22 protein-coding genes and 1 riboswitch are annotated in these 22834 nt (G+C 74.5%); of the genes, 9 read left to right on the top strand and 13 right to left on the bottom strand.

Features of this window, described 5'->3' with window-relative positions:
- Positions 1–136: 136 nt before the first annotated feature.
- The 3 genes from ACFRAR_RS08310 to ACFRAR_RS08320 form a co-directional block, all read right to left on the bottom strand.
- Positions 137–526 (bottom strand): DUF3040 domain-containing protein, encoded by a 390-nt coding sequence (locus ACFRAR_RS08310; RefSeq protein ID WP_380696134.1) that lies wholly within the window; start codon positions 524–526, stop codon positions 137–139.
- Positions 527–1003: 477 nt separating this feature from the next.
- Positions 1004–1756 carry a methyltransferase domain-containing protein gene (locus tag ACFRAR_RS08315; protein WP_380696136.1) on the bottom strand — a complete coding sequence of 251 codons (753 nt, stop codon included), beginning with the start codon at positions 1754–1756 and terminating at the stop codon, positions 1004–1006.
- Between the two features lie 45 nt (positions 1757–1801).
- The gene (locus ACFRAR_RS08320) at positions 1802–2419 is read right to left on the bottom strand and encodes an SAV_6107 family HEPN domain-containing protein (protein ID WP_380696138.1); all 618 of its coding nucleotides are present in this window, start codon (positions 2417–2419) and stop codon (positions 1802–1804) included.
- A 580-nt stretch (positions 2420–2999) separates the two neighbouring features.
- On the opposite strand from ACFRAR_RS08320, the gene ACFRAR_RS08325 reads away from it, so the two are divergent.
- Complete coding sequence (locus tag ACFRAR_RS08325) at positions 3000–3614, top strand: DUF4126 domain-containing protein (RefSeq protein ID WP_380696140.1); 615 nt, start codon at positions 3000–3002, stop codon at positions 3612–3614.
- Between the two features lie 10 nt (positions 3615–3624).
- Positions 3625–5145, top strand: a complete 1521-nt coding sequence (locus tag ACFRAR_RS08330) for a phytoene desaturase family protein (RefSeq protein ID WP_380696142.1) — start codon at positions 3625–3627, stop codon at positions 5143–5145.
- A 17-nt stretch (positions 5146–5162) separates the two neighbouring features.
- On the opposite strand, the gene ACFRAR_RS08335 is transcribed toward ACFRAR_RS08330, so the two are convergent.
- A complete protein-coding gene (locus ACFRAR_RS08335; protein ID WP_380696144.1) occupies positions 5163–6056 on the bottom strand; it encodes a hypothetical protein in 894 nt (297 codons plus the stop codon).
- 250 nt (positions 6057–6306) lie between these two features.
- Positions 6307–7221 (bottom strand): methylenetetrahydrofolate reductase [NAD(P)H], encoded by a 915-nt coding sequence (gene metF / locus ACFRAR_RS08340; protein ID WP_380696146.1) that lies wholly within the window; start codon positions 7219–7221, stop codon positions 6307–6309.
- 199 nt (positions 7222–7420) lie between these two features.
- On the opposite strand from metF, the gene ACFRAR_RS08345 reads away from it, so the two are divergent.
- Complete coding sequence (locus ACFRAR_RS08345) at positions 7421–8551, top strand: polyprenyl synthetase family protein (RefSeq protein ID WP_380696148.1); 1131 nt, start codon at positions 7421–7423, stop codon at positions 8549–8551.
- An 83-nt stretch (positions 8552–8634) separates the two neighbouring features.
- Here ACFRAR_RS08345 and thiE read toward each other — a convergent pair whose 3' ends face one another.
- From thiE to ACFRAR_RS08360, 3 genes are read right to left on the bottom strand one after another with little or no spacing between them, the layout of a single operon-like run.
- Positions 8635–9285: a thiamine phosphate synthase gene (gene thiE / locus ACFRAR_RS08350; protein ID WP_380696150.1), complete on the bottom strand. Its 651-nt coding sequence runs from the start codon at positions 9283–9285 to the stop codon at positions 8635–8637.
- Positions 9285–9650: an Rv2175c family DNA-binding protein gene (locus ACFRAR_RS08355; RefSeq protein ID WP_189915099.1), complete on the bottom strand. Its 366-nt coding sequence runs from the start codon at positions 9648–9650 to the stop codon at positions 9285–9287. Before ACFRAR_RS08355 ends, thiE begins: the two co-directional genes overlap by 1 nt.
- Before the next feature lie 42 nt (positions 9651–9692).
- The gene (locus ACFRAR_RS08360) at positions 9693–10901 is read right to left on the bottom strand and encodes an NAD(P)/FAD-dependent oxidoreductase (RefSeq protein WP_380696152.1); all 1209 of its coding nucleotides are present in this window, start codon (positions 10899–10901) and stop codon (positions 9693–9695) included.
- Positions 10902–11120: 219 nt separating this feature from the next.
- Positions 11121–11233, top strand: a riboswitch (TPP riboswitch).
- 3 nt (positions 11234–11236) lie between these two features.
- Here ACFRAR_RS08360 and thiO point away from each other — a divergent pair.
- The 4 genes from thiO (at position 11237) to pknB (ending at position 15368) form a co-directional block, all read left to right on the top strand.
- A complete protein-coding gene (gene thiO, locus ACFRAR_RS08365; RefSeq protein WP_380696154.1) occupies positions 11237–12412 on the top strand; it encodes a glycine oxidase ThiO in 1176 nt (391 codons plus the stop codon).
- Positions 12409–12648, top strand: coding sequence for a sulfur carrier protein ThiS (gene thiS / locus ACFRAR_RS08370; protein ID WP_380696156.1), 240 nt, complete (start codon positions 12409–12411; stop codon positions 12646–12648). The genes thiO and thiS overlap by 4 nt, the downstream gene beginning before the upstream one ends.
- 3 nt (positions 12649–12651) lie before the next feature.
- Positions 12652–13449 carry a thiazole synthase gene (locus tag ACFRAR_RS08375; RefSeq protein ID WP_380696158.1) on the top strand — a complete coding sequence of 266 codons (798 nt, stop codon included), beginning with the start codon at positions 12652–12654 and terminating at the stop codon, positions 13447–13449.
- Between the two features lie 140 nt (positions 13450–13589).
- On the top strand, positions 13590–15368 hold the full coding sequence (pknB, locus tag ACFRAR_RS08380) for a Stk1 family PASTA domain-containing Ser/Thr kinase (protein WP_380696160.1): 1779 nt from the start codon (positions 13590–13592) through the stop codon (positions 15366–15368).
- A 25-nt stretch (positions 15369–15393) separates the two neighbouring features.
- Here pknB and ACFRAR_RS08385 read toward each other — a convergent pair whose 3' ends face one another.
- Positions 15394–16023, bottom strand: a complete 630-nt coding sequence (locus ACFRAR_RS08385) for a sulfite oxidase-like oxidoreductase (RefSeq protein WP_380696162.1) — start codon at positions 16021–16023, stop codon at positions 15394–15396.
- Positions 16024–16222: 199 nt separating this feature from the next.
- Here ACFRAR_RS08385 and bfr point away from each other — a divergent pair, with 199 nt between their 5' ends.
- Positions 16223–16702, top strand: a complete 480-nt coding sequence (bfr, locus tag ACFRAR_RS08390; protein ID WP_380696164.1) for a bacterioferritin — start codon at positions 16223–16225, stop codon at positions 16700–16702.
- A 4-nt stretch (positions 16703–16706) separates the two neighbouring features.
- Here the strand turns inward: bfr and ACFRAR_RS08395 are convergent, their stop codons facing one another.
- Entirely contained in the window at positions 16707–17018 is a 312-nt protein-coding gene (locus tag ACFRAR_RS08395) for a bacterioferritin-associated ferredoxin (protein ID WP_380696166.1), read from the bottom strand.
- Between the two features lie 174 nt (positions 17019–17192).
- Entirely contained in the window at positions 17193–18542 is a 1350-nt protein-coding gene (locus tag ACFRAR_RS08400) for a class II 3-deoxy-7-phosphoheptulonate synthase (protein ID WP_380696168.1), read from the bottom strand.
- Between the two features lie 298 nt (positions 18543–18840).
- Between ACFRAR_RS08400 and ACFRAR_RS08405 the strand changes: the two genes are divergently transcribed.
- Positions 18841–20778, top strand: a complete 1938-nt coding sequence (locus tag ACFRAR_RS08405; RefSeq protein ID WP_380696170.1) for an anthranilate synthase family protein — start codon at positions 18841–18843, stop codon at positions 20776–20778.
- A gap of 91 nt (positions 20779–20869) precedes the next feature.
- Here ACFRAR_RS08405 and ACFRAR_RS08410 read toward each other — a convergent pair whose 3' ends face one another.
- Both ACFRAR_RS08410 and macS read right to left on the bottom strand, forming a co-directional pair.
- Positions 20870–21565 (bottom strand): response regulator, encoded by a 696-nt coding sequence (locus ACFRAR_RS08410; RefSeq protein WP_380696172.1) that lies wholly within the window; start codon positions 21563–21565, stop codon positions 20870–20872.
- Complete coding sequence (macS, locus tag ACFRAR_RS08415; RefSeq protein WP_380696174.1) at positions 21562–22785, bottom strand: MacS family sensor histidine kinase; 1224 nt, start codon at positions 22783–22785, stop codon at positions 21562–21564. The genes ACFRAR_RS08410 and macS overlap by 4 nt, the downstream gene beginning before the upstream one ends.
- Between the last annotated feature and the right edge of the window lie 49 nt (positions 22786–22834).

Raw genomic sequence — 22834 nt, forward strand, 5'->3', positions numbered from 1 at the left:
CGGGCCCGGGCCCCGGGGGGGGGGTCCCGGCGCGGGCCCACGGGGCCCCCCCGGTGGGCGGCCCCCCCTGGACCACCCCCGGGGGGGGGCCCGCCCCCCCCCGCCCCGCCCCGGCTTCTCAGGTATTCGTCAGGACTCAGAACCCGCCGGTCTGCTCGTCCCGGCGGCGCTGCCAGCGCTGCTCCACCCGGTCCATCATCCCGGCCTTGCGTCGCGGCGCGGCGGCCGGACGGGCTCCGGTGCCCTGGCCCGAGGGCCCGCGGCGCCAGCCGGTCACGGCGAACACCGCGCACCCGAGCATCACCAGGAAGCCCACCACGCTGACCCAGATCTGGTCCGGCACGACCATGCCGCCCATCAGCAGGCCGATGCCGACCACGAAGCCGGCCACGGCCAGGTACACCCGCCGACGGGTGTAGGTGCGCAGACCGGATCCCTCGAGCGCCGACGCGAATTTGGGATCTTCGGCATACAGCGCTCGCTCCATCTGGTCGAGCAGTCGCTGCTCGTGCTCCGAGAGCGGCACGGAGTCCTCCTACTCGTCGGTCGCGGGTGCGACCGGTCCGCCCACCCCGGTCGGGGAGGCAAGTCCAATCAGCCGTGGGGCACACGGTCGGACGCCCGTGCGGGGGACCCGGCCCGTGTCGTCCATATGCCCCACGCGTCCGGCTGTCATGCTTTCCGGCTTTACCCAGATCATACGGTCCGTGGGCCCGTTACGGAGTGGTCGGCACCGCGTGGGACGGGCCACTTCGAGCGGGGACGGCCGCACCGGTGCCAACGCGCCACGCCCCGGACAAGTGCCCGATCGGATGGAATCGTCCCGGACCTGGGAAGGTTTGCCGCCGCACGGCGCCACACGGCCCGGGAACACCCGGGAAACGGGCGGGGGAACGGCCGGGGAACCGACCGCCGCCGGAGCGCGAACCGCCGCCGTACGGCGTGCGGAACCGGACGGCGGCGGCCTGGTGCGTGCGAGGGCGCGCGGGCCCCGTGGGGCGCCTCAGGCCAGGGTCGCCAGCAGGTGCAGCTGGGTCGCCACGGCGTGGAAGGCGGGCTGCGCGGCGGCGGCCTCCTCCAGCTTCAGCAGCGCCTCCAGCGCACCCGGCTCGGTGTCCACCAGGACGCCGGGGACGAGGTCGGCGAAGACCCGTACGCCGTGCACCGACTCCACCCGCAGACCGGCGGCCTCGGCCAGCCGGCCCAGCTCCTCGCCGGTGAAGCGGCGCGGCATCGGGTCCTGCTCGCCCCAGCGGCCGTCGGCGGCGGAGAGCACGGTGCGGGCCTCGTTGAAATGGCCGGCCAGCGCGCGGGCCAGCACGGCGCCGTTGCGGTTGGCCGCCAGCAGGCTGACCAGGCCGCCCTCGCGCAGGGTGCCGGCCAGGCTGCCGAGCGCCTCGGCCGGGTCGTCCACGACCTCCAGCACGCCGTGGCAGAACACCGCGTCCACGCTGCCGGGGGCGACCAGCTCGGGCAGGGTCTGGGTGTCGCCCTGGACGGCGCGCACCAGCTCCGTCACACCGGCTTCGGCGGCCCGGCGCTCCAGGGCGAACAGCGCGTCCGGGCTCGGGTCGACCACGGTGACGCGGTGGCCGAGCTTGGCCACCGGCACGGCGAAGTTCCCGGTGCCGCCGCCGGTGTCGACCACGTCGAGCACCGGCTGGTCCAGCTCGGCCGCCCGCTTCTCCAGGGCCGCCCGGACCACCTCCCACACCACGGCGGTACGCAGGGCACTGCGGGGACGCGTCGGGTACAAGGTGGGGCTCCTTGGCACGTGCAGATCGATCAGGATGCCTCCACCTTAGGGCCTGTCCGCCGGATGCCCGCCGGACAGGCCCCGGACCGGCCCCGCCGGGACCCCGCCCGCGCCCGGCGGTCCAACGCCGTCCGACGGCCGCCGGGCCGCCGGCGGGGCGGCGTGCAGGCCGAGCAGCCGCTCGACCAGGCGCAGGAAGAGCGCCGAGTTGCGGATCAGGTCATCGGCGTCGCGGGCCGAGGCGGCACCCCTGATCCCGGCCTCGGCCGCGGCCCGGCGGCGGGCGCCGGCGCCGTAGTAGAGCGCCCACTCGGCGAGCTCCGGGGCCACCTCGGGCAGCACCTCCCAGGCGCTGCGGATGGCCTTGCGGCGGCGCGGGTTCTTCTCCGGGCGGCCGCGCACCGCCAGGACGGCCGCCACCGTGCGCAGCGCCGCCAGGTGGGCGGTGGCGTAGCGCTCCAGCGGGTCCTCCAGGGCGCGGGCCCGGGCGAGGGTGCGGTGGGCGTCGGCGAGCAGGTCGAGGGCGGCCGGCGGTGCGGCGACCCGGCGCAGCACGGGGTGGACGTCCGCACCGGCGGGGCGGTCGGCGGCCGGACCGGGCAGGTGTGGCAGGGCGGCGGAGTGGAGGCGGGCGGTGACGGGCTCAGGACGGCTGACGGTCATGGTCTCCCCCGTTCCGAGGCAGCGCGCGGACCGGGTGGTCCGTGCCCTGCCATCGTGAACGCCACCACTGACAATCCGGCCGTCGACCGCCGGCGGGAGGGGGCCGGGACACGGCGTAGCGGCGGCGGGCGCGGTCCCTCCCCCGGTTCCGCGCCGCCGCCGTGTGCCGTCGCTCCGCTGACCCCCACACGGTCGGCGGTGGCGAACTGCCCCCGTGGCCGGTCTCCCCCCGGCCCGCTCCGCCGCCCCGTGTCGGCGGTGCGAGGACCGTGACCAGCCCCGTGGCGGTCCGTCCACCGCCTCCTGCCGCCTGAGGAGCGGCCGGAGGACGGACGGGATCCGCCGCCCGGGCGGACCGGGCGCACCAGGCGCCGCCCTCCCGGGTGCCACCACTCTCCCGTCCGCGCAGGTCGGAGGCCATCCGCTCAGGTACTCAACCGTGGATCTGAGTATCCGTACTCAGGAGGCCGGCCGTCGCTCCCGGGAACCGGCGGGCGCCGCCGCGGCGTCCCGGGTGCCGGTACGGTACGGCGGCGGGGCCGGGTGCCACCGGCCCGCCGGACGAGGAGGGGACGACGCGATGACGGTCCTGCCGCTGATCTTCACCAGCGGACTGGCCAGCGGCATCAACGCCTACGCGGTGGTGCTGCTGCTCGGCCTGCTGGGCAGGTTCGCCGACACGGACTCGGTGCCGCAGGCGCTGGAGCGCACGGACGTGCTGCTGGCGGCCGCCGTGCTGTTCACGCTGGAGGCGGTGGCCGACAAGATCCCGTACGTGGACAGCGTCTGGGACGTCGTGCACACGGTGATCCGGCCGATCGCCGGGGCCACCGTCGGCGTGCTGATCGCGAGCCACGACCCCGGCTCGCTGAGCGAGGTCGCGGCCGGCGCGATGGGCGGCACCTCGGCGCTGGTCAGCCATCTGGTGAAGTCCTCGCTGCGGATGGCCGTCAACACCTCCCCGGAGCCGTTCAGCAACATCGCGGTCAGCATGGCCGAGGACCTCTCGGTGGCCGGCCTGGTCACGCTGGCGATCTTCCACCCCTGGCTGGCCGCCTCGGTCGCCGCCGTGGCCCTGGCCGCCGCCCTGCTGCTGGTCTGGCTGGCGATCAGCAGGATCCGCGCCTTCCGGGCCCGCCGCCGCGAACGGAAGGCCGCCCGGGCGGCGGCGGGGAGCGCGCAGGCCTCGCCTTAGGATCGGGGCCATGGCAAAGATCGTCGTCATCGGCGCAGGAATGAGCGGGCTCGCGGCGGCCTCCCGGCTGGCGACCCTCGGCCACCGGGTGACGGTCTGCGAGGCGAGCGGCACGTACGGGGGCATGGTCGGCCGGTACGAGCGCGACGGCTTCGCCTTCGACACCGGGCCCGGCCTGCTCTCGCTCCCGGCCGTCTACCGCGACCTCGCGCTGAAGACCGGCAAGGAGCCGCTGGAGCAGCTGGTCGAGCTGGCCCCGGTCGACCCGGAGAGCCGGCACCTGTTCCCCGACGGCACCGCCGTCACCCTGCCCAACGCCTCCCGCGGCGGCGTCAGCCAGGCCCTGGACGCGGCCTTCGGCGCCGGGGCGGGCGCCCGCTGGAGCGAGGTGATGAACCACGGCCGGACGGTCTGGGAGGCCACCCGCCGCCCGCTGCTGGAGGAGCCCCGCCCGATCTACCTCGATGCCCTCTCCCCGGCCGAGCGGGCCGCCCTGGACACCGACCCGTACCCCGTCCCGCCGCGCACCGGCCTGGCCCGGCTGTTCCGCCCCCGCCCGTGGAGCCTCGACGACGTGGCCCGGTCGCAGCTCGGCGGCCACCCCGGCCTGACGGCGCTGCTGGGCGAGCCCGCGCTGCGGCACGGCATCCCGCCGAGCCTGGCCCCCGCCGGGGCCACCGTGCTGCCGTACATGGAGCAGTCCTTCGGCGTCTGGTACGTCCGGGGCGGCATGCGCGCCCTCGCCGACGCGGTGTACCGGCGCTGCGAGCTGCGCGGGGTCGAGTTCCGCTTCGACACCCCGGTCACCCGGGTGGTCGTGGCGGACGGCCGGGCGGCCGGGGTCGAGACGGCGGACGGCCGGATCGGCGCGGACCTGGTGGTCTCGGCGATGGACACCGGCGCGCTGTTCCGCCACGGCATCGCCGAGTGGCCGGGGCTGCCGGCCGAGGAGTGGGAGCCGTTCGAGGTGCCCGGCCGGTTCAGCGTGCTGCTCGCGCTGCGCGGCCCCCGGCCCGAGGGCACCGTGCACCGGACGGTGGTGCACGCGGCCGACCCGGCCGCCGAGGCGAACGCCCTCACCCTCTCCGTGCCGCCCTGCGAGCGCCCCACCGTGCAGGTGCTCCGCCCGGACGACCCGACGCTGCGGCCCGACGACGCCCACGAGAGCGTGGTGCTGACCGCCACGGTCCCGGCCCAGGAGGAGGACGTCGACTGGGCCGCCCCCGGGTTCGCCGACCGCTACGCCGACCGGTTGCTCGCCCACGTCGACGCGGCCGGGCTGGGCCTGCGCGAGCGGGTGCTGTGGCGGGTCGTGCGCACTCCGGAGGACACCCGCCGGGAGACCGGCGCGCTGTTCGGCTCGGTCGCCCGGCCGGCCCTGGCCGGCTCCTCGGGCTCGTGGCTGAAGGCCGCCAACGAGTCCCCCGTCCCCGGCCTCTACCTGGTCGGCGGCAATGCCCACCCCGGCGGCGGCCTCGCCCGCGTCGGCATGTCGGCCTGCGTCACCGCCGGGCTGATCGGCCCGGCGTAGGGCCCGGCCGGGCCGGGTCAGCCCTGGTGCCAGGTGTTCTGCTGCTGGTAGCCGTAGTTCTGGTCGTACATCGGCTGCTGCGGGATGCCCTGGACCTGCGGGTCCGGCTGGTCGGGCTGCGGCTGGTGCTGCTGGTGCTGCTGCTGGGCGTTCGGGTCCCAGGCCTGCGGCTGCTGCTGGTAGCCCGCGTACTGGTCCTGCGGCTGCTGCTGGTAGGCCGCGTACTGGTCCTGCTGCTGGTAGCCGCCGTACGGGTCCTGCTGTTGCTGGGGGTAGCCGCCGTAGGCCTGCTGCTGGTCGTAGGCGGCGAAGGCGGGCTGCTGCTGGGTCTGCCACTGCTGCTGGTCGTAGCCGGCCTGGTAGGTGGCGGCGTACGGGTCCTGGGGCTGCGGCTGGACCTGCGACTGCTCGTAGTACCCGGGGGCGTAGACGCCGTCCTGGGCGAGTTCCCGCATCTCGAAGGCGGCGGTCTGCTCCACCTCCGGCACCTCGTCCGGCACCGGCACCGGGGCCGCGGCCGGGGTCTCCTCGACGGCGCCGACCTCGCCGATCCGCTCCCCGGCGACCGCGACGGCCGCCACGGCGGCGGCGCCGCCGGTGAGGGCGCCGAGCAGCGGCACCTTGGCGAGCGGGCCGGGCAGACTGCCGTCGGGCTTCCGCAGCGACCAGCCGGTCTGGTGGCCGCGCTTGACGGAGAGGGTGACGAAGGTCTGGCCGACCGCGAACAGCGCGGCACCCGCCCCGATCACCACGACCGACCCGAGGGCCATCCCGGCGGCCACGCCCAGGAAGCCCGCCAGGGCCAGGGCCCGCCAGTGCAGCGGCGCCCGGTTCTGCAGCAGCACCTCCGCGACCAGCCAGAGCGCCACCACCGCCAACGCGGCGCACAGCAGCAGGTATCCGATGCCCATCCGCCCGCTACCTCCAGTCGCGTACCCGCGCGTCCACGCCGCGCGTGTGCCGCGACTGTACCGGTTCAACGGCCGGGGTACCGCATCGCGTTCCCGCCGCCGTCCGGCCACCGCCGGCCGCCGGGCGCACACGACCGAGCCCGCCGCCGTCGGTCCGGTGACGGGCTCGTGAACACCCGGCGTCCGCGGCGGGGAGACGCCCGCGCACCGGCCCGGCGGACCCTGCCCGGGCCGGCCGCCGCCCGCCCCCTCAGCGCTGGTGCAGTCCCAGGTTCTGGTAGATCTCCAGCGTCGCCGTCGAGTGGTTCAGCGTGATGAAGTGCAGACCGGGCGCGCCCTCGGCGAGCAGTCGTTCGGACATCGCCGTGGCGTGCTCCATGCCGATGGCCCGCAGCGCCGCCGGGTCGTCGATGGCCGCCCGCAGGCGGGCCTCCAGGTCGGCGGGGAAGGCCGAGCCGCTGAGCTGCGGGAAGCGCTCCAGCTGCTTGGCGTTGGTGACCGGCATGATCTCCGGGATGATCGGCGCCTCGCAGCCGGCGGCGACCACCCGGTCGCGCAGCCGCAGGTAGTCGTCCACCTCGAAGAACATCTGGGTGATCGCGTAGTCGGCCCCCGAGCGGATCTTCGCCACGAAGTGCCGGATGTCCTCGTCCCAGTCGGTCGAGCGCGGGTGCATGTTCGGCGAGGCCGCGACGCCGACGCAGAAGTCGCCGATGCCCTTGATCAGCTCCACCAGCTCGTACGCGTAGGTGACGCCGTCCGGGTGGCTGACCCACTCGCCCAGCGGGTCGCCGGGCGGGTCGCCGCGGACCGCGAGGACGTTCCGCACGCCCTGGTCGGCGTACTGGCCGATGATGTTGCGCAGCTCCGCGATCGAGTGGTCCACCGCGGTGAGGTGGGCGACCGGGGTCAGCGTGGTCTCGGTGGCGATCCGGCCGACCATGTTGACGGTGCGCTCGCGCGAGGAGCCGCCCGCGCCGTACGTCATGCAGACGAAGTTGGGGTCGAGCGGTTCGAGCCGGCGGATGGCGTCCCAGAGCCGCTGCTCGCCGACCTCGGTGCGCGGCGGCATGAACTCGAAGGAGAAGGAGCGCTTGCCGGCCGCCAGGAGTTCGCGCACGGTGAGTGCGCGATCCGTTCTCGTCGAAGCGATGCCCAGTGCCATGCTGGCAGGCTATCCGGCCTTCGGAAGGGCCGGGCAGCGGATTCCACCTATCGAGACAACTGATGGACGACCTTCCGGTTCGTCCCGGATTCGGGCTCCCGGCCGCCCCCGCCACACCCCTGCCACGGCTTCTCGCACATCCGTTCCCGGCGTCCCCGCTACGCTTGCTGCACCCCAGAGAAACCAGCGGAGCCCCATCGTGACCTCGCCCAGCACCCGGCCTGCCGATCCCCGTGCGGTCAACCCCATCGACGCGGAGGACGTCCGCACCCGCGTCAACGCCGCGCTCGCCGCGTTCATGGACCGCCAGTCCGTGCTGCTCGGCAAGATCTCGCCCCAGCTGGCCCCCGCCGCCGACGCGCTGCGCGACTTCCTGCTGGACGGCGGCAAGCGGCTGCGCCCGGCCTTCTGCTACTGGGGCTGGCGCGGCGCCGGCGGCCCGGCCGGCGGCGCCACCGGCGAGGCGATCGCCAACGCGGCCGCCGCCCTGGAGCTGCTCCAGGCGAGCGCCCTGGTGCACGACGACCTGATGGACCGCAGCGACACCCGCCGCGGCCTGCCCTCGGTCCACCGCCGCTTCGAGGCGCTGCACCGCGACAGCGGCTGGCGCGGCGACCGCGAGCAGTACGGCGCCTCGGCGGCGGTGCTGCTCGGCGACCTGCTGCTGATCTGGTGCGACGAGCTGTTCCTGCGCTCCGGTCTGGAGCCGGCCGCCGTCCTGGCCGCCAAGCCGGTGTTCGACCTGATGCGCACCGAAGTCATGGTCGGCCAGTACCTCGACGTGCTGGAGCCGGTGGCCGGCGACTCGACCGACGAGGGCGCGCTGGAGCGGGCGCAGACCGTCCTGCACTACAAGTCCGCGAAGTACACCATCGAGCGGCCGCTCCAGGTGGGTGCGCTGCTGGCCGGCGCCGGGCCGGAGCTGGTCGAGGCGTACGGGGCGTTCGGGCTGCCGCTGGGCGAGGCCTTCCAGCTGCGCGACGACCTGCTCGGCGTCTTCGGGGACCCGGCCGTCACCGGCAAGCCCGCCGGGGACGACCTGCGCGAGGGCAAGCGCACCCTGCTGGTCGCGCACGCGATGCGGGGCCTGCCGGCCGCCGACGCCCGGCACCTGGACGAGCGGCTCGGCGCGCCCGACCTGGAGGCCGAGGAGGTCGCCGAGCTGCGCGAGCTGGTCGCCGGCAGCGGCGCGCCCGAGCTGGTGGAGCGCCGGATCGACGAGCTGATGCGGCAGTCGCTGACCGCGCTGGAGGCTGCGCCGCTCGCCGACGAGCGGGCCCGCGCGGTGCTGCTGACGCTGGCCGAGGCCGCCACCGTCCGCAAGTACTGACGGACGGCGGCGGCCCCGGCGGGGCGGCCGGACCGAGGTGGTCGAGCCGGGACGGTCGAGCCAGGACGGTTCGGCCGGGACGGTCAGGCCGCGCGCACCCGGCGGGACAGCTCGGCGGCGGCGGCGCGCGGGTCCTCCGCCGCGGTGATGGCCCGCACCACGACGATCCGTCGGGCACCGGCGGCCAGCACCTCGTCCAGGTTGCCGAGGTCGATCCCGCCGATCGCGAACCACGGCCGGTCGGTGTCCTGCTTCGCCGCGTACGAGACCAGGCCGAGGCCCGGCGCCGGGCGGCCCGGCTTGGTCGGGGTCGGCCAGACCGGGCCGGTGCAGAAGTAGTCCACCCCGGGCTCGGCGATCGCCGCGTCCACCTCGGACTCGGCGTGGCAGGACCGGCCGATCAGCACGTCCTCGCCGAGGATCGCCCGGGCGGCCGGCACCGGCAGGTCGTCCTGGCCGAGGTGCAGCACGTCCGGCCGGGCCGCGTGGGCGACGTCGGCGCGGTCGTTGACGGCCAGCAGCTTGCCGTGCCGGCGGCAGGCGTCGGCGAAGACCTCCAGGGCCTCCAGCTCCTGCCTGGCCTCCAGGCCCTTGTCGCGCAGCTGGACGATGTCCACCCCGCCGGCCAGCGCCGCGTCCAGGAACTCGGCGAGGTCGCCCCGCTCGCGACGGGCGTCGGTGCACAGGTAGAGCCGGGCGTCGGCGAGCCGGGCGCGCGGCGTGTCCGCCGCCATCAGATCAGCATCGCCTGGGCGCGGCGCTTGACCTCGGTGCCGCGGTTCTCCCGCAGCGCCTGGATCGGGCTGCCGGGCAGCGACGGGTCCTCGGTGAAGAGCCACTCCAGGATCTCCACGTCGTTGTACCCGCAGTCCCGCAGCACGGTCAGGGTGCCGGACAGGTGCTTGACCAGGCCCGGGCCGTCGATGAACGCGGCCGGGACCTGGAGCGACTTGTTGGGGCCGCGCCGGACGGCGATCAGGCCGCCGTTCTTGACCAGGTCACGCACCTCGGTGACCCGGACCCCCCACTGCTCCGAGATGTCGGGCAGGTACATCCAGTCGGTGACCAGGGCTTCAATCTTGCTTTCGATCTCACTCACGCCACCAGACTGCCACCTCCACGGCCCGCCGCGCACCAGGCACTACCCCGCGACGGCCGCCTTCAGCGGTACCGCGGGGTCGGCGGCGCGGGCCGGGTCCAGCGCGGTGCCGGCCTCGATCAGCTTGCGTCCCTGGGCGAGGTCGCGCGGGCGGTCCACGGTCAGCAGCGCGCTCGGCACCCCGTCGCGCAGCCAGAGCACCGACCAGGCGGCGTCCTCGGGAGCGCCGCGCCACAGCAGCTCGTCGCCCTCGGCGTGCCGGCCGGCGTACTGGACCATCCGCCCGAACTGCTCCGACCAGAAGTACGGCACCGGGTCGTAGTCCGGCGCGTCCGCGCCCAGGACGGCGGCGGCCACCGCCTCCCCGGACTTCAGGGCGTGGTCCCAGTGCTGGACGGCCAGTCGGGCGCCGGCCCGGGCCGAGGGGTAGCTGACGCAGTCGCCGGCCGCGAAGACGCCGGGCACCGAGGTGCGCAGCCGCTCGTCCACGACCACCGCGCCGGCCGCGTCCAGCTCGACCCCGGAGCCGGCCAGCCAGCCCGTCGCGGGCCGGGCGCCGATGCCGACCACCACCTCGTCGGCGGGCAGGTGCGAGCCGTCCGCCAGCAGCACCGCGCCGGGCTCGACGGCGGCCACGCCGACGCCGCAGCGCAGGTCGATCCCGGCCTCGGCGTACCAGGCGGCCATCGCCGAGCCGAGCCCGGTCGGCAGCGCACCGGGCAGCGGCGCCGGGCCCGCCTCGACCACCGTCACCTCGCAGCCCGCCCCGCGGGCCGCGGTGGCCACCTCGGCGCCGATCCAGCCCGCGCCGACCAGCACCAGCCGCAGCCCGGGGCGCAGCAGCTCGCGCAGCGCCAGGGCGTCGTCCAGGGTGTGCAGCAGGTGTGCCCGCTCGGCGCCGGGCAGGGCCCGCGGGACGGCGCCGGTGGCGATCACCAGCGAGTCGTACGGGAGGTCGCCACTGTCGGTGTGCAGCACGCCGGCGGTGAGGCCGGTGGCGCGGCGGCCGGTGAGCAGCTCGACGCCGAGATCCCGGTAGTCGATGCCCAGGGTGGTGGAGTCCTCCTTGCCGAGCAGGACGTCCTTGGAGAGCGGCGGCCGGTCGTACGGCGCGTGCGGCTCGTCACCGACCAGCGTGATCCGCCCCTCCCAGCCGCCCTGCCGCAGCTTGAGGGCGCACTGCGCCCCGGCCAGCCCGGCTCCGACAACGACCACCCGATCCGTCCCGCTCAGCTCTGCCACGCCCGTCACTGTACTCAGCGGCCCGCGGCCGCCCCAGGGCCCGGCGCCCCCTGCCCACCCCTACTTCCGGCCTACGTCCGGCGGCGGTGCGCGGGGTCGGGGCTGCGGCCGGGGGGCGGGACGCGGGTGGCGGGGCGCGGGTGGGGAGCGGGGCCACGACCGGGCCGGAGCCTCCCCGTCCACCCCTCGCACGGGCCTTCGGCCGGGCCGTCCCCCGGCGTTAAGGTGGGATGACCACACGGGAGCCCGGCGTACCGGGCTGAGAGGCGGGCTGGCACGGCCCGCGACCGTCCGAACCTGATCCGGGTCATACCGGCGAAGGGAGAAGAGCAGCTTTGTCACGCTTGGCCTCAGGCACCCACGCCGACGTGCTGGTGATCGGCGGGGGCATCATCGGCCTCGCCGTCGCCTGGCGCGCCGCCCAGCGCGGAGTGCGGCACGTGGCCGTGGTCGACCCCACCCCCGGCGGCGGCGCCGCCCGCGTCGCGGCCGGGATGCTCGCCCCGGTCACCGAGCTGCAGTACGGCGAGGAGCCGCTGCTGCGCCTCGGGATGGCCTCGAACGAGCGGTACGCGGCCTTCGCCGCCGAGCTCACCGAGGCGAGCGGCGGCGCGGACACCGGCTACCGCCGGTGCGGCACCCTCGCCGTCGCCCTGGACTCCGACGACCGCGAGGAACTGCGCGAACTGCACGCCTTCCACCACCGGCTCGGCCTGGACTCGACCTGGCTGACCGGCCGGGAGGCCCGCAGGCTGGAGCCGATGCTCGCCCCCGGCGTGCGCGGCGGCCTACACGTCTCGAACGACCACCAGGTGGACGGCCGCCGGCTGCTCACCGCCCTGCTCGCCGCCTGCGAGCGCGCCCACGTCACCGTCCACCGCGCCGAGGCCGTCGAGCTGCTGGTCGAGGACGGCCGGGCCACCGGCGCCCGGCTGAGCACCTCGGAGACCGTCACCGCCGACCAGGTCGTCCTCGCGGCCGGCCCGCACAGCCACCGGCTGCCCGGTCTGCCCGAGGGGGTGCTGCCCGCGATCCGCCCGGTGAAGGGGCAGGTGCTGCGACTGCGCGTCCCGGCGGCCTACCGGCCGTTCCTGTCCCGCAACGTCCGTGCCGTGGTCCGCGGTCAGCACCTGTACCTGGTGCCGCGCGAGAACGGCGAGCTGGTGGTCGGCGCGACCACCGAGGAGCAGGGTTACGACACCACCGTCACCGCCGGAGGGGTGTACGAACTCCTGCGCGACGCCCACGAGTTGGTCCCGGGGATCACCGAGATCCCGCTGCTGGAGAGCTCGGCCGGGCTGCGTCCCGGCTCTCCGGACAACGCTCCGCTGCTGGGCCCGACCTCGCTGCCCGGGCTGGTCGCCGCCACCGGCCACTACCGCAACGGTGTGCTGCTCACCCCGGTGACCGCGGACCTGGTCTCCGAATACCTGGCCACCGGCGAAGTACCCGAGCTCGCAAGGCCGTTCACGCCGCTGCGCTTCTCCCCCGACCGCTCCACGACGAAGGCCTCCGCATGACCGAGACCACCCGGACCGAGACCGCCCCGGCCGAGATCGCCCTGACCGTCAACGGCGAGCCCCGCCGGGTGCCCGCCGCGACCACCCTCGCCGAGCTGGTGCCCACCGTCAGCGCCGCCCCCACCGGCGTCGCCGCCGCCCTCAACGAGGCCGTGGTGCCCCGCAGTTCGTGGTCCGAGACGGTGCTGGGCACCGGCGACCGGATCGAGATCCTCACCGCCGTCCAGGGAGGCTGAACCATGGCCGACGACCTCCTCACCATCGCCGGGGCGACCTTCTCCTCCCGGCTGATCATGGGCACCGGCGGAGCCCCCAGCCTGGAGGTCCTGGAGCGAGCGCTGCTCGCCTCCGGCACCGAGCTGACCACCGTCGCGATGCGCCGGGTCGACGCCTCCACCCAGGGCTCCGTGCTGGACGTGCTGACCCGCAACGGCATCCGCGTGCTGCCCAACACGGCCGGCTGCTTCACCGCCGGCGAGGCCGTGCTGACCGCCCGGCTGGCCCGCGAGGCGCTCGGCACCGACTGGGTGAAGCTGGAGGTGATCGCCGACGAGCGCACCCTGCTGCCGGACCCGATCGAGCTGCTGGACGCCGCCGAGACCCTGGTCGACGACGGCTTCACCGTACTGCCGTACACCAACGACGATCCGGTGCTGGCGCGCAAGCTGGAGGACGTCGGCTGCGCGGCCATCATGCCGCTGGGCTCGCCGATCGGTTCGGGCCTGGGCATCCGCAACCCGCACAACTTCCAGCTGATCGTCGAGGGCGCGGGCGTCCCGGTGGTGCTGGACGCGGGCGCCGGCACCGCCTCCGACGTCGCGCTGGCGATGGAGCTGGGCTGCGCCGCGGTGATGCTGGCCTCCGCGGTGACCCGCGCTCAGGACCCGGTGCTGATGGCCGAGGCGATGCGGCACGCGGCCGAGGCGGGCCGGCTCGCCCACCGGGCCGGCCGCATCCCGCGCCGCTTCCACGCCGAGGCGTCCTCCGCGATGGCCGGCCGCGCCGACCTGGACACCCGGGAGCGCCCGGCGTTCTGAGGCCCCGACCTACGAACGACCCGCGCACGACCCGGCCCCCACCTGGGCCCCGGCGTGTCACAGGCCGGGCACAGCCGGGCCCGGAGGCTGTGTCCTCCGGGCCCGGCCCGTCGCTTCGGCACTAGACTCTCCGGGTGGACATGGCATTGCACGACCCCCTGATCGGCACCCTGCTCGACAACCGGTACCGGGTCGAGCAGCGCATCGCCACCGGCGGGATGTCCACCGTCTACAAGGGCACCGACACCCGCCTGGACCGGGTGGTCGCACTCAAGGTGATGCACCCCTCACTGGCCGGCGACGAGGGCTTCACCGCCCGTTTCATCCGCGAGGCCAAGGCCGTCGCCAAGCTCACCCACCCCAACGTCGTCAACGTCTTCGACCAGGGCGCGGACGGCGGCCACGTCTTCCTCGCCATGGAGTACGTGCCCGGCCGCACCCTGCGGGACCTGCTGCGCGACCGCGGTGCGCTGTCCGTCCGGGCCGCGCTGGACGTCCTGGAGCCGGTGCTCGCCGCGCTCGGCGCCGCCCACCGGGCCGGGCTGGTGCACCGCGACGTCAAGCCGGAGAACGTGCTGATCACCGAGGGCGGCCTGGTCAAGGTCGCCGACTTCGGCCTGGTCCGGGTGCTCGGCACCGCCGACGGCGCCCCCACCTCGACCACCACCGCCACCGGCGGCACGGTCATGGGCACCGTCTCCTACCTGGCCCCCGAGCAGATCCTCCCGGACGCCCCCACCGACCAGCGGGTGGACGTCTACGCGTCCGGCATCCTGCTGTACGAGATGCTCACCGGCCGGCGCCCGCACACCGGCGACAACCCCGTCCAGGTCATGTACCGGCACCTGCACGAGGACGTCCCGGCGCCCTCGCTGGTCGCCCCCGCCGTCGGCCCGGCGCTGGACGCGATCGTGGCCGGCGCCTGTGCCCGGGCCGCCGACGCCCGCCCGTACGACGCGGTCGAGCTGCTCGCCGCCCTCCAGCGGGTCCGCCGCACCCTCACCCCGGCCGAGCTGGACGCCGAGCCGCCCGCCTCCACCCGCCCCAGCCCGCGCTACCCGACCAGCGAGCCGACCTCGGTGATCCAGCAGCTGCCGCGGCCCGCCGACGCCCCGCCGACGGAGCGCACCAGCGTGCTGGACATGCCGGCCGAGCTGATGGACCAGCTGCTCACCGAGCCGCGCCCGTACGACGAGCCGGCCCCGGTGCGCCGCCGCCGGCCGGGCGCGCCGCGCCGCTTCCCCCGCAAGCCGCTGATCTGGGCGGCCGCGGCGGCCGCCCTGGTGCTGGCGATCGGCGGCGTCACCTACGGGATCTCCGAGGGGCTGTACGGTTCGGTGCCGAGCGTGCTCGGCAGCGACCGGGCGCAGGCGCAGCGGGTGCTGGACAAGGAGGGCCTGCACGGGAAGTTCGTCGAGGCGTTCAGCGAGTCCGTCCCGGCCGGGCAGGTGATCTCCACCGATCCCGGGGTGGGCGCGCGCACCCGCAAGAGCGACAGCGTGACCGTCACCGTCTCCAAGGGCCCCAAGCGGATCGCGGTGCCGGACCTGGCCGGCAGGAGCGCCGCCGACGCCGCCGCGGCGCTGACCGGCGCCCAGCTGATCAAGGGCACCGTGACCGAGACCTACGACGACACGGTGCCGGAGGGCTCGGTGATCAGCAGCTCGCCCGCGGCCGGGCAGCTGCTGCAGGAGAACAGCGCGGTCTCGCTGGTGGTCAGCAAGGGCATGGTGGCGGTGCCGAACGTCACCGGGATGAGCAAGGACGAGGCGCAGAAGACGCTCCAGGCGGCGGGCTTCACCATGCAGACCAGCGGCTGGGACGTGTTCGGCGCGGTCACCTCGTCCGGCCAGTCGCCGGTGGCGGGCGAGCGGCGGCCGCAGCGCAGCGCGGTGACGGTGAAGTTCTCGCTGTTCTAGGTCCTGGGCGGTCGATCCTGGCGGATCAGCGCAGCGGCCCGTCGCCGGGCTCCTCCTGGTAGGAGTAACGCTGTTCGCGCCAGGGGTCGGCGAGGTTGTGGTAGCCGCGTTCCTCCCAGAAGCCGCGCCGGTCGGCCCGCATGTACTCCACCGCGCGCACCCACTTGGGGCCCTTCCAGGCGTAGAGCCGCGGCACCACCAGCCGGACCGGGAAGCCGTGCTCGGCGGTGAGCGCCTCGCCGTTGCGGTGGGTGGCGAGCAGGGTGTGGGGGTCGGCGAAGTCGGCGAGCCGCAGGTTGGCGCTGTAGCCGTACTCGGCCCAGACCATGACGTGGGTGACGCCGGGTGCCGGGGGCACCAGGTCGAGCACGGCGGCGGCCGACACGCCCGTCCACTCGTTGCCGAGCACCGAGAACTTGGTCACGCAGTGCAGGTCCGCGACGACGGTGGTGCGCGGCAGGGCGTTGAAGGCCTCGAAGTCCCAGCTGTGCTTCTCCGCCGAGGCGGTGGCGCCGAACACCTGGAGGTCCCAGGTCAGCGGCTTGAAGCGGGGCACCGGCCCGTAGTGCAGGGCGGGCCAGCCGCGCTGGGAGCGCTGGCCCGGGGGGAGCCTCGGGTCAGACGGCGGAAGCGGTTCGTGTTTCGGCTGACCCATGGATCCATGGTGACAGACGGCGGGCGGGCCCCGGTGCGCGCCCCTTTCCGCCGCTCGCGCCCCTCCCAAATCGGATATTCCGACACATGTCCTAGTGAGTGTGAACTTACTGGAATTTCCGCCCGAACCGGTGCCAGGATGCCCAGACGCGGGACCCAGACACGGGACCCACGGCCGGACGAGCGCAGGAGGCATCACCATGCAGGGCGATCCCGAGGTCATCGAGTTCCTCAACGAGCAGCTCACCGCCGAGCTGACCGCGATCAACCAGTACTTCCTGCACGCCAAGATGCAGGAGAACTTCGGCTGGACGAAGCTCGCCAAGTACACCCGGCACGAGTCCTTCGACGAGATGAAGCACGCCGAGACCCTCACCGACCGGATCCTGTTCCTGGACGGGCTGCCCAACTACCAGCGGCTGTTCCACGTCCGGGTCGGCCAGACGGTCAAGGAGATGTTCGAGGCGGACCGCCAGATCGAGGTCGAGGCGATCGACCGGCTCAAGCGCGGGATCGTGGTGATGCGGGCCAAGAACGACGTCACCTCGGCGAACATCTTCGAGGACATCCTGGCCGACGAGGAGCACCACATCGACTACCTCGACACCCAGCTGGAGCTGCTGGAGAAGCTCGGCGAGGCGCTCTACCTGGCCCAGGTCATCGAGCAGCCGGACTCCTGAGGGCTCAGGCCGCCCGGAGCGGGATCACCGGGGCGACCCTGGGGACCACCGGAACGGCTCCCGGCACCACCGGGGCCGGAACCACCGGAGCCGGGTTCTCCCGGGTCGCGGCCTCCGGGTCCGCGAGACCGAGCTTCGCGGCCAGCCGGGCGGTCGGGCAGGGCCGGGCGCCGTGCTCGCCCAGCATCGCCTGGATCCGGCGCACGCAGGACCCGCAGTCGGTGCCGGCCTTGCAGCCCTTGGCGATCTGGCGCGGGGTGCTGGCACCGCCGTCCATCGCCCGCTTCACCTGGTCCTCGGTGACCGCATGGCACATGCACACGTACATCGCGGACTCTCCCGGTGGGTGAAGCGGAGTGGATCTTGACTAAGGCTTGCCTTAGTTCACTAAGCCTCACCTTACCTGGCGATCCGGGCACGAAGAAGCCCCTCCGGGCTCGGGAACCCCGAATCCGGAGGGGCCTTCGTCACACTCGGTGCCGGCCGGGGCTCACTGCCCCCGGTACATCTCCGCCACCAGGAACGCCAGGTCCAGCGACTGGCTGCGGTTGAGGCGCGGGTCGCAGGCCGTCTCGTAGCGCTGGTGGAGGTCGTCCACCAGGACCTCGTCGCCGCCGCCGACGCACTCGGTGACGTCGTCGCCGGTCAGCTCCACGTGGATGCCGCCCGGGTGGGTGCCGAGCGCGCGGTGCACCTCGAAGAAGCCCTTGACCTCGTCCAGGACGTCGTCGAAGCGGCGGGTCTTGTGCCCGCTGGAGGCCTCGAAGGTGTTGCCGTGCATCGGGTCGCAGATCCACACCGGCTTGGCGCCGGAGGCGGTGACCTTCTCCACCAGGGTGGGCAGGTGGTCACGGATCTTGCCCGCGCCCATCCGGGTGATGAAGGTCAGGCGGCCGGGCTCGCGCTCCGGGTCCAGCTTCTCGATCAGGGCGAGCGCGTCGTCCACCGAGGTGGTCGGGCCGAGCTTCACGCCGATCGGGTTGCGGATCTTCGAGGCGAACTCGATGTGCGCGTGGTCCAGCTGCCGGGTGCGCTCGCCGATCCACACCATGTGGCCGGAGACGTCGTACAGCTCGCCGGTGCGCGAGTCCACGCGGGTCAGCGCGGTCTCGTAGTCGAGCACCAGCGCCTCGTGCGAGGAGAAGAACTCGACGGCCTTGAACTCCTCCGGCTCCACGCCGCAGGCGCTCATGAACGCCAGGGCGTTGTCGATCTCCCGGGCGAGCTGCTCGTAGCGCTGGCCGGCCGGCGAGTTGCGGACGAAGTCCTGGTTCCAGGCGTGCACCTGGCGCAGGTCCGCGTAACCACCGGTGGTGAACGCGCGCACCAGGTTGAGCGTCGCGGCGGACGCGTTGTACATCCGCTTCAGGCGCTCCGGGTCCGGGATGCGGGACTCGGGGGTGAACTCGAAGCCGTTCACCGAGTCGCCACGGTAGACCGGCAGGGTCACGCCGTCGCGGGTCTCGGTCGACTTGGAGCGCGGCTTGGAGTACTGGCCGGCGATGCGGCCGACCTTCACCACCGGCACCGAGGCCGCGTACGTCAGCACGGCGGCCATCTGGAGCAGCGTCTTCAGCTTGTTGCGGATGTGCTCCGCCGAGACACCGTCGAACGCCTCGGCACAGTCACCGCCCTGGAGGAGGAAGGCCTCCCCGCGCGCCACGGCACCGAGCCGGGCGCGCAGCTGGTCGCACTCGCCGGCGAAGACGAGCGGGGGATAGGACGCGAGCTCGGCAAGGGTCTTGCGCAGAGCCTCTTGGTCCGGCCATTCAGGCTGCTGCGCCGCGGGCAGGGACTGCCAGGAGTGGGCAGCCCTCGATGTCTCAGTCGTAGCGGTCACATCGCCAAGGCTACGGGGTGACTGGAGTGGCACGTGACCATTGCCCGAGGGATGAGACGCATCTCGGACAAAAGCGTGACCGCCCTCACCCCTCGCACCGCATCCGCTACGCTCGATCCATGCACGCGCCCCACACCCACTCCTGGTGGTGGGCCTCCCCCCAGGGTGGCCCACAGTTGACGCGTTCCTAGACGAACACGACGGCCGCCCCTCGGGGCGGCCGTCGGCGTCTGAGCAGACGGCCCTCCGGGAGCGGACCTCGCACCCCCACCAGTCCACCCGGAAGGACACCGTTCACGTGACCACCGCCGTCGATCTGCTCGCCCGCCTCACCGCCCCCGGCGCCCCCGCCTTCGCCCTGCTGCACCGCCGCACCCCGCGGCTCAGCCCGGACACCGTCGAGGTGCTGCTGGGCACCGTCGACAGCTACGAGCACCTCGCCGACCTGCCCGTCCGCGGCGGCGCGCCGGCCCAGGGCGGCCCGGTGCACGACCTGCTCGCCCTCGTCCCGTACCGCCAGATCCGCGAGCGGGGCTTCGCGGCGCACGACGACGGGACCCCCCTCCAGGCCCTCTCGGTGGCCGAGCAGTGCACCTTTCCGTTGGCCGAATTCACCTCCGCCCTACCGGAGTTGCCGGTCTCACTCGCCGGCGGCGGGTTCGACGTCGACGACGAGGAGTACGCGGCGATCGTCCGCCGGGTGATCCGGGACGAGATCGGCAACGGCGAGGGCGCCAACTTCGTGATCCGGCGCGACTTCCACGCGACGATGGAAAGCTTCTCCCCCGAACTGGCGCTGACGCTGTTCCGGCGGCTGCTGGAGCAGGAGCGCGGCGCGTACTGGACCTTCCTGGTGCACACCGGGGACAGGATCCTGGTCGGCGCCTCCCCCGAGGTGCACGTCCGGCAGAGCGGCGGCACCGTCGTGATGAACCCGATCTCCGGCACCTACCGCTATCCGGCGGGCGGCTCCGACCTCGACTCACTGCTCCAGTTCCTGCACGACCCCAAGGAGTTGGAGGAGCTCACCATGGTCGTGGACGAGGAGCTCAAGATGATGTGCACGGTCGGCGACCTCGGCGGCCAGGTGCTCGGGCCCCGGCTCAAGGAGATGGCCCACCTCGCCCACACCGAGTACGAACTGCGCGGCCGCACCTCGCTGGACGTCCGCGAGGTGCTCCGCGAGACGATGTTCGCCGCGACCGTGACGGGCAGCCCGGTCGAGAACGCCACCCGGGTGATCAAGCGCTACGAGCCCTCGGGGCGCGGCTACTACTCCGGCGCGCTCGCCCTGATCGGCCGCTCCGCCAGCGGCGGGCAGCTGCTGGACTCGCCGATCTGCATCCGCACCGCCGACATCGACCCGGCCACCGGCCGGCTGGTCGTCCGGGTCGGCGCCACCCTGGTGCGCCACTCCGTCCCCGAGTCCGAGGTCGCCGAGACCCACGCCAAGGCCGCCGGGGTGCTCACCGCGATCGGCGCCCGGCCCACGCCCGCCCGGCTGCCCCACCCGGTCGGGCCCCGGCTCGCCGAGGACCACCGGGTCCAGGCCGCCCTGGACGCCCGCCGGGCCGACCTCGCGCCGTTCTGGCTGCGGATGCAGCAGCCGGCCGAGATCACCGAGACCGAGCCGACCCTGGTCGTGGACGGCGAGGACACCTTCACCTCGATGCTCTCCCACCTGCTCGGCTCGCTCGGCCACCGGGTGACGGTGGCCCGCTACGACGAGCCGGGACTGCGCGCGCGGGTCGCCGCCCACCGGGGTGCCCTGGTGCTCGGCCCCGGCCCGGGCGACCCGGCGCTCGCCGACGACCCCAAGATGGCGCTGCTGCGGCCGGTCGTCGCGGACGCGCTGGCCGCCGTCCGCTCCGGCGCCCGCACCGCGCCGGTGCTCGCGGTCTGCCTCAGCCACCAGCTGCTGACCGCCGAGCTCGGGCTCCCGCTGGGCCGCAAGGCCGTCCCGTACCAGGGGGCGCAGGAGCGCATCGACCTGTTCGGCAGCAAGCGGACGGTCGGCTTCTACAACACCTTCACCGCGCGCTGCTCGGAGGGTGACGCCGCCCGGCTCGCCACCGCGGGCGTCGAGGTCTCCCGGGACGCCGTCACCGGCGACGTGCACGCGGTGCGCGGACCCGGCTTCGCCGGTCTCCAGTTCCATCCGGAGTCGGTGCTCACCCGGGACGGGGTGGACATCGTGGCGGGCCTGCTGCGCGAGGCGACGGCCGCACTGCGCTGAGCCGGGCCGAGCTGCTCTGAGCCGAGCCGGTCGGCCCCGAGTGGACGTTCCCCGCCCGGGGCCGACCGTGCCCCGCCGTCAGACCTCGTCGTCAGACCTCGTCGTCCAGGCCCTGCTCGATCGCGTACCGGACCAGCTCCACCCGGTTGTGCAGCTGGAGCTTCCCGAGCGTGTTCTGCACGTGGTTCTGCACCGTCCGGTGCGAGAGCACCAGCCGGTCGGCGATCTGCCGGTAGGACAGCCCCTTCGCCACCAGCCGCAGCACCTCGGTCTCCCGGGCGGTCAGCCGCGGGGCGGCCGGCTCCGAGGCCGGGGCCGGCTCGGCGGCCAGCCGGCGGAACTCGCCGAGCACCAGACCGGCCAGGCCGGGGGTGAACACCGCGTCGCCGGCGGCCGTGCGGCGCACCGCGTCCAGCAGTTCCTCCCGGCCGGCCGACTTCAGCAGGTAGCCGGTCGCGCCGGACTTCACCGCCTCCAGCACGTCCTGGTGCTCACCGCTGGCCGACAGCACCAGCACCCGGACCGCCGGGTCGTGCGCGACCACCTGGCGGCACACCTCGGCGCCGGGCAGACCGGGCAGGTTGAGGTCCAGCACGACCACCTGCGGGGTGCAGGCCCGGGCCCGGCGGACGGCCTCCTCGCCGTCACCGGCCGTGGCCACCACGTCCAGCCCCGCCTCGGCGAGGTCGCGCGAGACGGCGTCCCGCCACATCGGGTGGTCGTCCACCACCATCACCCGCACCGGCCGGTCGGCGGTCGGCTGATCGGTCATCGGCTGGTCGGTCATTGAGTGGCCTTCCTCGGGGCGCGCAGTTCGACCTCGACGCCCTCACCGGGCGCCGAGTACAGCTCGGCCGTGCCGCCGAGGTCCAGCAGCCGGCCGCGGATGGACTGGGAGACGCCCAGCCGGCCGGCCTGCTCCGCCTCGCCGAGCCGGCCGGGTGCGAAGCCCGGGCCGTCGTCGCGGATGCTGACCGTGACCGCCTCCGGCTCGTCCTCGACCAGGATCCAGGCCCGGGCCCGCTCTCCCGCGTGCCTGCGCACGTTGTCGACGGCCGCACCGACCGCCGCCGCCAGCTCACCCGCCGCCCGGCCGGGCAGCAGCACGGGGGTACCGGGGGCGGAGAGCGTGATCCGCTCGTCCGCGTACGGGCGCAGCAGTGCGGTGAGGTCGCGCGGGGCGTCCGGGTCCGCCGGCTCGGCGGCGTCCGGTCCGGACACGCGCTGGGCCGGCAGCGGACCGCCCGTCATCAGGGCCCGCAGCGCCCGCTCCTGTTCACCCGCCAGCCGGCCCAGTTCGGCGAGGTCCGCGCCGCCCGTCCCCCCGCCCGGCTCCGCGCCGCGCCGCTGGACCAGGGCGAGCACCTGGAGCACGCCGTCGTGGATGTCCCGGGAGAGCCGCTCGCGTTCCCGGGTGGCCGCCTCGACCTGGAGCGCCCGGGTGAGCGTGGCCTCGCTGCCCCGGGCCAGCTCGATCACGTAGCCGATCGCGCAGCCGGCCATCAGCAGCAGCACGATGTTGTGGAGGTTGTCGCCGGTCGGGCCGCCGTGGCCGAGGATGTTGGCGACGCCGATCACCGAGCCCGAGGCCGCCGCCGGGCGCCAGCCGCCCTTCCCGGCGTAGCCGAGCACCGTGCCGGCGGCCCAGATGGTCGGCAGGGTGGGCGCGCCGTGGCTGATCCGGGCCGGGGAGTCGGTCAGGCCGCTCATCACGATGCCGGTGACGGCGAGGGTGAGGTCGGTGCCCAGGACGTACCAGGTGCAGCGCTGCGGATTGGCGAAGGCCCGGGTGCTGGCCAGGGTCCAGAGGGTCAGCGCGCCCATGAAGATCCAGCCGGCCACCGGGTGCAGGAAGTGCAGGTACGAGTTGACGTAGCGCAGCAGGGCGTAGCACAGGGCCAGCACCCGGAAGTAGGAGATCGCCTTCCACAGCGGCAGCTCGACGGACATGCCGCCGGCCGCCACGGTCCCGCCGACCGCGCCGGTTCTGCCGCCGTCGTCCGTCATCCGCCCCGCCCCCGACCTACGCCCGTTCGGGCCGCCGGGGCGGCCCGAA

This window comes from Kitasatospora sp. NPDC056651, from assembly GCF_042792155.1.
In the GTDB taxonomy this organism is placed as follows: Bacteria; Actinomycetota; Actinomycetes; order Streptomycetales; family Streptomycetaceae; genus Kitasatospora.

Bases quoted from the DNA above. Each gene is read 5' to 3' on its own strand.
- bfr (WP_380696164.1), top strand. From the start codon at position 16,223: ATGCAGGGCGATCCCGAGGTCATCGAGTTCCTCAACGAGCAGCTCACC.
- ACFRAR_RS08395 (WP_380696166.1), bottom strand. From the start codon at position 17,018: ATGTGCCATGCGGTCACCGAGGACCAGGTGAAGCGGGCGATGGACGGC.
- macS (WP_380696174.1), bottom strand. From the start codon at position 22,785: ATGACGGACGACGGCGGCAGAACCGGCGCGGTCGGCGGGACCGTGGCG.
- ACFRAR_RS08375 (WP_380696158.1), top strand. From the start codon at position 12,652: ATGGCCGACGACCTCCTCACCATCGCCGGGGCGACCTTCTCCTCCCGG.
- ACFRAR_RS08410 (WP_380696172.1), bottom strand. From the start codon at position 21,565: ATGACCGACCAGCCGATGACCGATCAGCCGACCGCCGACCGGCCGGTG.
- thiS (WP_380696156.1), top strand. From the start codon at position 12,409: ATGACCGAGACCACCCGGACCGAGACCGCCCCGGCCGAGATCGCCCTG.
- ACFRAR_RS08330 (WP_380696142.1), top strand. From the start codon at position 3,625: ATGGCAAAGATCGTCGTCATCGGCGCAGGAATGAGCGGGCTCGCGGCG.
- ACFRAR_RS08325 (WP_380696140.1), top strand. From the start codon at position 3,000: ATGACGGTCCTGCCGCTGATCTTCACCAGCGGACTGGCCAGCGGCATC.
- thiE (WP_380696150.1), bottom strand. From the start codon at position 9,285: ATGGCGGCGGACACGCCGCGCGCCCGGCTCGCCGACGCCCGGCTCTAC.
- pknB (WP_380696160.1), top strand. From the start codon at position 13,590: ATGGCATTGCACGACCCCCTGATCGGCACCCTGCTCGACAACCGGTAC.
- ACFRAR_RS08385 (WP_380696162.1), bottom strand. From the start codon at position 16,023: ATGGGTCAGCCGAAACACGAACCGCTTCCGCCGTCTGACCCGAGGCTC.
- ACFRAR_RS08320 (WP_380696138.1), bottom strand. From the start codon at position 2,419: ATGACCGTCAGCCGTCCTGAGCCCGTCACCGCCCGCCTCCACTCCGCC.
- ACFRAR_RS08335 (WP_380696144.1), bottom strand. From the start codon at position 6,056: ATGGGCATCGGATACCTGCTGCTGTGCGCCGCGTTGGCGGTGGTGGCG.
- metF (WP_380696146.1), bottom strand. From the start codon at position 7,221: ATGGCACTGGGCATCGCTTCGACGAGAACGGATCGCGCACTCACCGTG.